Source organism: Pseudomonas sp. NPDC087690, from assembly GCF_044743175.1.
In the GTDB taxonomy this organism is placed as follows: domain Bacteria; phylum Pseudomonadota; class Gammaproteobacteria; order Pseudomonadales; family Pseudomonadaceae; genus Aquipseudomonas.
On record NZ_JBIUVX010000101.1, the window covers coordinates 1 to 2,379 of the forward strand.

A 2,379-nucleotide genomic window follows, 5' to 3' on the forward strand; every position below is an offset into this window, starting at 1 on the left:
GAGATTCTTCGCGGTGATGTTGGGTGCATCAGTAGAGCGTCAAGCAGTCAGGCTGCGGTAACAACCCGACCAATCAGGCGGAAAGTCTCGTACTAGAGAGGCCAGCCGTCGTGACCCTGTGGTCAGCGGGCGGCATTATACATAGGTAGCTGGCAATCTGCCGATGGTTCATATGCAACGATTCTCGTCCATTGGTCTAAAGGTCGCAGGGCAGGATGGCGACTAAGGTCAATGGGAATGCTTGAGTTTGGCGCTTTTCCCTTTGCTTTCAGGCTTGTACGAAACGACTTGTGCGAATGCCGGGAACTGAGGGTTTGCGTGTTGATTTAACTGGGTTACGCTCGAACCAAGCCAGATGTTCAATCCAAACAATGGAGTTCAGCATGGGTTACAAGAAGATTCAGGTTCCAGCCGTCGGCGACAAAATCTCCGTCAATGCAGACCATTCTCTCAATGTTCCTGATAACCCGATCATCCCCTTCATCGAAGGTGACGGCATTGGTGTCGACATCAGTCCGGTGATGATCAAGGTTGTCGATGCTGCAGTTCAAAAGGCATACGGCGGTAAGCGCAAGATTTCCTGGATGGAAGTCTACGCCGGGGAAAAAGCCACTCAGGTTTACGATCAGGACACCTGGCTGCCTCAGGAAACCCTCGATGCAGTCAAGGATTACGTGGTTTCCATCAAAGGCCCGCTGACCACGCCGGTCGGTGGTGGCATCCGCTCGCTGAACGTGGCCCTGCGTCAGCAACTCGACCTGTACGTCTGCCTGCGCCCGGTGCGCTGGTTCGAAGGCGTGCCGAGCCCGGTGAAAAAGCCAGGCGACGTCGACATGACCATCTTTCGCGAGAATTCCGAAGACATCTATGCCGGCATTGAGTGGAAGGCCGGTTCGCCGGAAGCCACCAAGGTCATCAAATTCCTTAAAGAAGAAATGGGCGTCACCAAGATCCGTTTCGACGAAAACTGCGGCATCGGCGTCAAGCCGGTTTCGCTGGAAGGCACCAAGCGTCTGGCGCGCAAGGCTTTGCAATATGTGGTCGATAACGACCGCGATTCGCTGACCATCGTGCACAAAGGCAACATCATGAAGTTCACCGAAGGTGCCTTCAAGGAGTGGGCCTACGAAGTGGCCGCTGAAGAATTCGGCGCGACCCTGCTCGACGGCGGCCCGTGGATGCAGTTCAAGAACCCGAAAACCGGCAAGAACGTTGTGGTCAAAGACGCCATCGCCGACGCCATGCTCCAGCAGATCCTGCTGCGCCCGGCCGAATACGATGTGATCGCGACCCTGAACCTCAACGGCGACTACCTTTCCGACGCCCTGGCGGCGGAAGTGGGCGGTATCGGTATTGCGCCGGGCGCCAACCTGTCCGACACCGTGGCGATGTTCGAAGCCACCCACGGTACGGCGCCGAAATACGCCGGCAAGGACCAGGTCAACCCGGGTTCGTTGATTCTTTCGGCAGAAATGATGCTGCGCCACATGGGCTGGACGGAAGCGGCGGATCTGATCATCAAGGGCACCAATGGCGCTATCTCGGCCAAGACCGTGACCTATGACTTCGAGCGTCTGATGGACGGGGCGAAACTGGTTTCGTCTTCGGGCTTCGGTGATGCGCTGATTTCGCATATGTAAGAAACACCGGCAAACGAAAAAACCGCCCGACTCAGATGATTGAGGAGGGCGGTTTTTTATGGCTGAAGGTTCTGAGGCGTCAGCTGGTCACCGTTTGTTTTTCGGTGGTGATCGGGGGCGCTTCTTGTTTGGCTTCGGCCGACTCAATCTTCACCGCATGCAAGCCTTTCGGGCCCTGCACGATGTCGAATTTCACCAGTTGTCCGGCCTTGAGGGTTTTATACCCTGCCATTTCAATGGCCGAGTAATGGGCAAAGAAATCGATGTCTTTGCCATCCTCATCGCGGCCTTCGCGGGCATCGGTATTGATAAAGCCGAATCCCTTGGCATTGTTGAACCATTTCACCTTGCCGACAGCCATGCTCAAATCCCTCTGCAACAGACTCCATCGCTGGAGTATCATCCAGGTCATCCGCAATCTAATCCGTTAAAAGAATTGACTCCGCGGATCTTTTTTACCCACTGTGGGCTCTATTGGTTGTAACACCGTTTTCCCGATAGTCAAGGTGACCGGGCAGTCGGAGTTGAAAACGTGGACAACCGCCCCCACCACTGTATTTGCACAACTGACGAACCTTTCTTTCCCATGCATGCAATCAGCCAGATTCGACTAACATTCAATCAGGATCGCCCGCTTCTCCAAAAGGATCTTCCACAGGAGCACGACGACGATTCGGCAGGCGTTGCTGTTCAGGAAGCAAAGCCTGCGTTACAGGCGCGGCCAATGTACAAGGTGGTT

At 55.0% G+C, this 2,379-nt stretch carries 2 protein-coding genes and 1 pseudogene; 2 read left to right on the forward strand and 1 reads right to left on the reverse strand.

Annotated features, from left to right (window positions below; genetic code table 11):
- The first annotated feature begins 383 nt into the window (after nucleotides 1-383).
- Nucleotides 384-1,640: an NADP-dependent isocitrate dehydrogenase gene (gene icd / locus ACIPIZ_RS29570; protein ID WP_042559856.1), complete on the forward strand. Its 1,257-nt coding sequence runs from the start codon at nucleotides 384-386 to the stop codon at nucleotides 1,638-1,640.
- Between the two features lie 79 nt (nucleotides 1,641-1,719).
- Here icd and ACIPIZ_RS29575 read toward each other — a convergent pair whose 3' ends face one another.
- Entirely contained in the window at nucleotides 1,720-2,001 is a 282-nt protein-coding gene (locus ACIPIZ_RS29575; protein WP_064390671.1) for a cold shock domain-containing protein, read from the reverse strand.
- Between the two features lie 195 nt (nucleotides 2,002-2,196).
- Here ACIPIZ_RS29575 and ACIPIZ_RS29580 point away from each other — a divergent pair.
- Nucleotides 2,197-2,379: pseudogene (locus ACIPIZ_RS29580) on the forward strand (hypothetical protein); the annotation flags it as partial.

Bases quoted from the DNA above. Each gene is read 5' to 3' on its own strand.
- ACIPIZ_RS29575 (WP_064390671.1), bottom strand. From the start codon at position 2,001: ATGGCTGTCGGCAAGGTGAAATGGTTCAACAATGCCAAGGGATTCGGC.
- icd (WP_042559856.1), top strand. From the start codon at position 384: ATGGGTTACAAGAAGATTCAGGTTCCAGCCGTCGGCGACAAAATCTCC.